This window comes from Saccharophagus degradans 2-40, from assembly GCF_000013665.1.
Taxonomy (GTDB): domain Bacteria; phylum Pseudomonadota; class Gammaproteobacteria; order Pseudomonadales; family Cellvibrionaceae; genus Saccharophagus; species Saccharophagus degradans.
The window spans coordinates 5,050,597-5,057,531 of record NC_007912.1; the positions used below are offsets into that span (position 1 = coordinate 5,050,597).

Here is a 6,935-nt window from a genome sequence, read left to right on the forward strand (position 1 = left end):
ATACAACCCTTATGCCAGCGCAGCTTTGTTTTTAAGCAAGCCGCGTTTTTTAAGGTAAATAAGAATTAGTGATACAGCGGCAGGGGTAACACCCGGTATACGCGATGCGCGCGACAATGTTTCTGGACGCGCCTCGGACAATTTTTGCTTAAGCTCGTTAGAGAGGCCTTCCACGCTCATGTAGTCGAATTCCACCGGGATTACGGTGTTTTCGTGCTGACGCATACGCTCAATATCGTCGGTTTGGCGATTGATGTAGCCGGCATACTTGGTATTAATTTCTACCTGCTCAGCCACTTGCGGGTCGCTTACCGCTTCGCCTTTAAGGCTGCCTAGGTCGTCGTAGGTAAGCTCTGGACGCTTGAGCAAATCTAGAAGTGAGTACTCACGTGCTAGCTCGGCAGGCATTTTTGCGGCTAGGGCATTCGCCTCGGCGCTATTGGGTTGAATCCACGTGGTGCGCATACGCTGGGTTTCCAACTCGATGGCTTCGCGTTTTTTGCAGAACGCTTGCCAGCGGGCATCATCTACCAAGCCTAATTCGCGGCCTTTTTCGGTTAAGCGCATATCGGCGTTATCTTCGCGCAGCAATAGGCGGTATTCGGCGCGGCTGGTAAACATGCGGTAGGGCTCGCGGGTGCCCATAGAAATAAGATCGTCTGCCAGTACACCTATGTAGGCTTCGTCGCGACGCGGGCACCAGGCTTCTTTGCCCTGGGCTTTAAGCGCCGCATTTAAGCCAGCCAACAAACCTTGGGCGCCAGCTTCTTCGTAGCCGGTGGTGCCGTTAATTTGGCCAGCAAAGAACAAACCTTCGATGTGCTTTGTTTCAAAGCTGTACTTCAGATCGCGTGGGTCGAAAAAATCGTACTCAATAGCATAGCCTGGACGGGTGATATGGGCGTTTTCAAAGCCCTTTATCGAGCGCACAAAGGCCATTTGCACATCAAACGGCAAACTGGTGGATATACCGTTAGGGTAGAGCTCGTGGGTTTTAAGGCCTTCTGGCTCAATAAATATTTGGTGGCTGTCTTTATCGGCAAAGCGGTTCACTTTGTCTTCGATAGAGGGGCAGTAACGCGGGCCAACCCCTTCAATAACGCCGGTAAACATGGGCGAGCGATCGAAACCGCTGCGAATAAAATCGTGGGTTTGAGCGTTGGTGTGGGTTATCCAGCAACAGGTTTGCTCGGGGTGATCTGCCAGCGAGCCCATATAGCTCATCACTGGGGTTTTTTCTTCGCCCCACTGCTTTTCTAGCCCGTCAAAATTCACACTGCGCGCGTCAATACGCGGTGGGGTGCCGGTTTTTAACCTGTCTACGCGCAGCGGTAGTTCGCGCAAACGGCTTGCTAGTGCGATGGAGGGCGGGTCGCCTGCACGGCCACCTGAGTGGTTCTCCATACCTATGTGAATTTTACCGCCCAAAAAGGTACCGGCTGTAAGCACAACGGTGGGCGCTTTGAAGGTGACACCCATTTGGGTGGTAACGCCGGTAACGCGCTCGCCTTCAACCACTAAGTCGTCGGCAGCCTGTTGGAATATATCGAGATTGGGCTGGTTTTCTAATATTTCGCGTACAGCCGCTTTGTAAAGTGCGCGGTCTGCTTGAGCGCGGGTTGCGCGCACGGCAGGGCCTTTGCGGCTGTTGAGAATGCGGAATTGGATGCCGCCTTTGTCGGTTGCCAGCGCCATGGCGCCGCCAAGGGCATCAATTTCTTTTACCAAATGGCTTTTGCCAATGCCGCCTATGGCGGGGTTACAGCTCATTTGCCCCAGAGTTTCTATGTTGTGGGTGAGCAGAAGGGTTTTACATCCCATACGCGCTGCAGCTAGGCAGGCTTCGGTGCCAGCGTGGCCGCCGCCAATAACGATCACATCGTACTGAGTGGGGTAAATCATCTAGTCAAAATCCAACAAGCATTAGGCCGAAAACATCGGCTTGGGTAAGAGGGCGGCCATTATAGGGATACTTGCCCAAAAAAAGAACAGTTTTCTTTGGAGTTGCTGGGTTAGCTAGGTGGGATTATGCGGTTTGAAAATTAAATTTTTGGTTTTTTGAATTTTAAGAAATTTATATATAAAGAAAATATATAAAAAAGAATATATGAATGTATATGTATATATAAGGATTATTCTTAATGTAATTATATAGGCGAGCTGTTTCTGTGGAAAACTATAAAAAACGTATATAAAACAAAAACATACAGCTTTGATAGCTTTGGGTTAACCCCTTAACTAACGGGGGTGAAAGGGTACTTAAGCCTGTGGTCAAAAGTAGCGGTTATACACACTGGTTATAACTTGTTCAATTTTAGAAATTTTAATCCATAAACAGTTTTCAGCTTACCCAAGTTCTATACCGGATTTATCCACACCCCCTTGGTTGACTCCCCTGTTTTTTGAACAACTACGCGGGTTAAATGTGAATAACTTGTACGCTAATGTGATTAACCTGTGTGTATCAAGTGCGAAAGGGGCATGTAAAGTGTGCGCAGAAATTATCGCTCAATAAGCAAGCAACCAAAAACACGCAGCAACAAGCAGCAAAAAATAATTAGAAATAATTTCAAAAACCCCAAAAAATTTTTTCTAAAACAGCCTTAATACCCAAATTCCACCCAAAAAAAATGCCGCAGAGCAAAAAAACTCAACGGCATTTCTATTAATCACGTACTTAAACAGCGGCCACCAACCCAAAAGCCCCTGTAACCTGTCTACTGAAAGCTGTCCCCTATCACTACTTACCTATACAAAAACTACTAAAAATCTTGCCTAGCAAGTCATCGGGCGTAAAGGCACCGGTAATCTCGCTTAGGTGGTTCTGTGCTGCACGTAGGTCTTCAGCTAATAGTTCGCCCGCAGTGTGCAATTGCAATTGCTCACGGCCGGTTAGCAGGTAGTTTTGGGCTTGCTCGATGGCGTGGATATGACGGCGGCGGGCGCTAAACCCGCCTTCGGTGGTGGACTGAAACCCCATTACGCTTTTCAGGTGGGCTTTTAGGGTATCTAGGCCAGCTCCGGTTTTTGCAGATAGTGGCAGTGTTTGATAGGGGGCGTCACTGGTGTGATTGGTTGTACTAAAGCCGGATTCATCTATTTTGTTATAGATAACGGTAAGCTTTTTGGCGTAAGCGGCATTGCTGGTAAATTCGGGCCAGTGGACGTTTACATCCAGCTGGCTGTTATCGGTAGTGTCTATTAATAGCAGTATGCGATCGGCGCTTTCTATTTCGCCCCAGGCGCGTTCTATACCTATTTGTTCTACGTGGTCTGGGCTGTCGCGCAGGCCCGCGGTGTCGATAATATGCAAAGGCATACCATCTATATGTATATGTTCGCGCAACACATCGCGGGTGGTGCCTGCAATGTTGGTAACAATGGCGATATCTTTTTCGGCTAGCGCGTTAAGTAGGCTAGATTTACCAGCATTCGGCCGGCCGGCAATTACTACCTTCATACCATCGCGCAGCAGGGCGCCTTGTTGCGCTTGGGCTAAAACTGCGTCGGTTTGATCAATCACATCGTTGAGCTTGCCCTCTACAATGCCATCGCTTAAAAAGTCTATTTCTTCTTCGGGGAAGTCGATTGCGCTTTCTACATACATGCGCAAATGGATCAGTTGCTCCACCAGCTCATGTATTTTGTTAGAAAACTCACCTTTTAAAGAATTTAATGCCTGTTTGGCGGCTTGCTGCGAGCTGGCTTCTATTAAGTCGGCTATGGCTTCTGCTTGGGCTAAATCGAGTTTGTCGTTTAAAAACGCGCGTTCAGAGAATTCGCCTGGTCGCGCTAATCGTGCGCCAGCTTGCACCACGGCATCCAACAGCATATCCAAAATTACCGGGCCGCCGTGGCCTTGTAGCTCAAGTACGTCTTCGCCGGTAAAAGAATGCGGGTTAGGAAAATACAGCGCTATACCTTGGTCGAGTATATCGCCGTTAGCGTTACAAAAGTCGCCGTAGTGGGCGTAGCGTGGTTTTGGGGTAATGCCGAGGATATGTTGCGCAATGGGGAGGGCTTTGGGGCCGGAGACTCTAATAATGCCTACACCGCCACGACCAGGGGCCGTGGCGATGGCGGCAATTGTCTCATTAGTTTGAGTTGTCATTAACCAGCTTTTTCAATATTACGAGTAATAACATACTGCTGGCTTATAGATAGGGTGTTGTTAACTACCCAGTACAAAACCAAACCGGCAGGGAAGAACATAAATAAGAAGGTAAAGCCAATAGGCATCATCTGCATTACTTTTGCTTGCATTGGGTCGGGTGGAGTTGGGTTCAGCTTTTGCTGAATATACATGGTTACACCCATCAACAACGGTAAGATAAACAGTGGGTCTTTAACGCTTAAGTCTTGTATCCATAAAAAGAATGGTTGGTGGCGTAATTCCACGCTTTCCATAATCATCCAGTAAAGCGATATAAATACCGGCATTTGTAAAAGAATAGGTAAGCAACCGCCAAAGGGGTTCACTTTTTCTTTCTTATACAGCTTCATTAGCTCGCCAGACATTTTTTGTTTGTCTTCGCCGTAACGCTCTTTTAGCTCGGCCATCATTGGTTGCAGTTTTCTCATCTTGGCCATAGAGCGGTAACTCATGGCAGATGGGTAGAAAAATACCGCTTTAATTAAAACCGTTAGCAAAATAATGGCTACACCCCAGTTGCCTACTAAACCGTGAATAAAATCCAAGGCGAAGAACAACGGCTTAGCGATAAACCACAAAAAGCTGTAGTCGATGGTTAAATCTAAGTGCGGGCTTATTTCTTCTAAGCGGCGAATATTTTTAGGGCCAGCGTAGAAACCTGCTTTTACAGTACCAACAGAGTGAGGGGCAACGGTGGTGGTTTCGCTAATAAAGCGCAAAACGTAATTGCCTTTAGACGATTTAGAAAGCTCGTAGCTGTTGGTTGCGTCTTTTGGTGGAATCCAAGCACTAATAAAGTAGTGTTGAATTAAAGATACCCAGCCGCCTTTTTGTTCAACTTTAAACGGGCCGTCATCCATATCGTCGAAGCTAACTTTTTCGTAGTTAACTTCTGGTGTTGTTATAGCTGCACCTAGGTAAGGGCGCATGCCCATATACCCGTAGCTTGGCTCAGAGCCGTCGCGAATAATTTGGCCGTATAGTTTTGCAGCCCAAGGAGTATCGGCGCGGTTGGTAATAATGTATTCAACATCAATCAAGTAAGAGCTTTTGGTAAAGGTAAAGCGCTTGGTAATTTGTGCGTTTTCTTGGTCTAAGGTGAGATCCACTACAACTTGGTCATCGCTATTTAAGCTGTAATTGGTTTTTGCAACACTGTATTTAGCGCGACCTTTTTTAGCACCATCTGGGCCATTACCGCCAGCTAAGCCAGAGCGAGCTACATAGGTGTGGGCGCTGTTTTGCGTCATCAACACAAACGGTTGGTTATCGTCGGCTTTATCTGCCAAGTGCTTTAGCAGTACTACCTGTAAAACATCACCACCGTTGGTGTCTATTTGTACTTCAAGCACATCGGTTTTAACGGTAACCAGTTTAGGCTGGTAAACCGCTTTTGGTGCGGCTACTGGCTCTGCGCTTACGCTCACTTCCGGTACGTCGCTTTCCTCGGTTGCACTAGAGGCAACTGCGTCATCGGAAGGGACTGCCTCATAGGCCGGGGTAGTTACTGCGGCGGGTTGGTTTGCAATAGTTGGTACTTGTTGACGTTCGCTAAATTCATTCCAACGAATAAATAGAACGTAGGTAATAACAAGGATGGCCGCTATAAGCGAGTTTCTTAGCCAATTCATGGTTAGGAGTTACCGTAAGTAAATGTAAATTAGGTTATTTTTTAGGAACGGGATCATACCCGCCAGCGTGCCAAGGGTGGCATTTGCTCAGTCTTGATAGGGCGAGCATTGTACCTTTAAACGGCCCGTGTTCAATCAGCGCTTGTTCGGCATAGCTGGAACAGGTGGGTTCGAATCGACAGCGCGGGCCCAACAATGGGCTAATGGCGTAGCGGTACACTTTAATTAGGGCAAGCAGGGGAAGGTTTAACCAGTTTTTTCTGGTTGGGTCGCTGTTAGCTTTTCGGCTTTTTTTACAACACGCTTCCATAGGCCATCAAACATTCGCCGCAATTCAACTTTACTGAGGCTGTCTGCGCCCCGTCGGGCCAGCACTATAGCATCTATTGGTGGAAGTTTGTGCTGTTTCAAACGGAAAGATTCGCGTGCAATTCGTTTGAATTGGTTGCGCTTATTGGCGTGTTTTATATTCTTTTTAGCGACGACTAACCCCAAGCGAGCTTTGCCTGTGGTGGATAGTTTACAAAGAATGAGGATTTCTGAATTAGATGCCCGAATAGGCGCGTCATTAAAGACGGGAGTGAAGTCACTGGAGTTTAGAAGCCGTTGATCTTTTCCGAAGGAAAAACAGCGCTCTTTAGGGGAAGCGCTCAACACTCCAGCAACCTACTTATATATAGAAAGATTATGCGCTTAAACGAGCACGACCTTTAGCACGACGACGCGAAAGAACTTTACGGCCGTTAGCAGTAGCCATACGAGCACGGAAGCCGTGAGTGCGCTTGCGCTTTAAAACACTAGGTTGGAATGTACGTTTCATGTCATTTACCTTTACTTCGGGAGACGGAGACGAACACCGTCTCTCTCTAAAATTTGTTTGCTTACTGGCTTGTCTATATAAGCTATAGGCCAAGAAAGACGCGGGATTCTATAGAACTTACTGTACAAAATCAAATCTCATTTGCTGTTATATGCATGTTTTTAAAGGTTTTGTATAAAAGTGAGTATTTTACTGGTTGGTTGCTAGCCAATTTTTATGTCTTTTAACCACTTATCACTGCATTAGCACATATTACGTACAAGATATGTACAGACTTATCCACAGATTTGTTCGTTTTACAATAAAATGAATAAATGTGAATTATTTTTGA

Annotated in this window: 6 protein-coding genes; all 6 read right to left on the reverse strand. The window is 46.7% G+C overall.

All coding sequences use genetic code 11. The features are described 5' to 3' along the window. Positions 1–9: 9 nt before the first annotated feature. Positions 10–1,902, reverse strand: a complete 1,893-nt coding sequence (mnmG, locus tag SDE_RS20965; protein WP_011470482.1) for a tRNA uridine-5-carboxymethylaminomethyl(34) synthesis enzyme MnmG — start codon at positions 1,900–1,902, stop codon at positions 10–12. A gap of 838 nt (positions 1,903–2,740) precedes the next feature. Beyond that, a complete protein-coding gene (gene mnmE, locus SDE_RS20970) occupies positions 2,741–4,111 on the reverse strand; it encodes a tRNA uridine-5-carboxymethylaminomethyl(34) synthesis GTPase MnmE (RefSeq protein ID WP_011470483.1) in 1,371 nt (456 codons plus the stop codon). Next, positions 4,111–5,784 carry a membrane protein insertase YidC gene (gene yidC, locus SDE_RS20975; protein ID WP_011470484.1) on the reverse strand — a complete coding sequence of 558 codons (1,674 nt, stop codon included), beginning with the start codon at positions 5,782–5,784 and terminating at the stop codon, positions 4,111–4,113. Before yidC ends, mnmE begins: the two co-directional genes overlap by 1 nt. Before the next feature lie 34 nt (positions 5,785–5,818). Beyond that, the gene (yidD, locus tag SDE_RS22150) at positions 5,819–6,094 is read right to left on the reverse strand and encodes a membrane protein insertion efficiency factor YidD (RefSeq protein WP_011470485.1); all 276 of its coding nucleotides are present in this window, start codon (positions 6,092–6,094) and stop codon (positions 5,819–5,821) included. Then, positions 6,031–6,441 carry a ribonuclease P protein component gene (rnpA, locus tag SDE_RS20980; protein ID WP_226986455.1) on the reverse strand — a complete coding sequence of 137 codons (411 nt, stop codon included), beginning with the start codon at positions 6,439–6,441 and terminating at the stop codon, positions 6,031–6,033. The genes yidD and rnpA overlap by 64 nt, the downstream gene beginning before the upstream one ends. Before the next feature lie 28 nt (positions 6,442–6,469). Next, positions 6,470–6,604, reverse strand: a complete 135-nt coding sequence (gene rpmH / locus SDE_RS22155) for a 50S ribosomal protein L34 (protein ID WP_011470487.1) — start codon at positions 6,602–6,604, stop codon at positions 6,470–6,472. Positions 6,605–6,935: the final 331 nt, after the last annotated feature.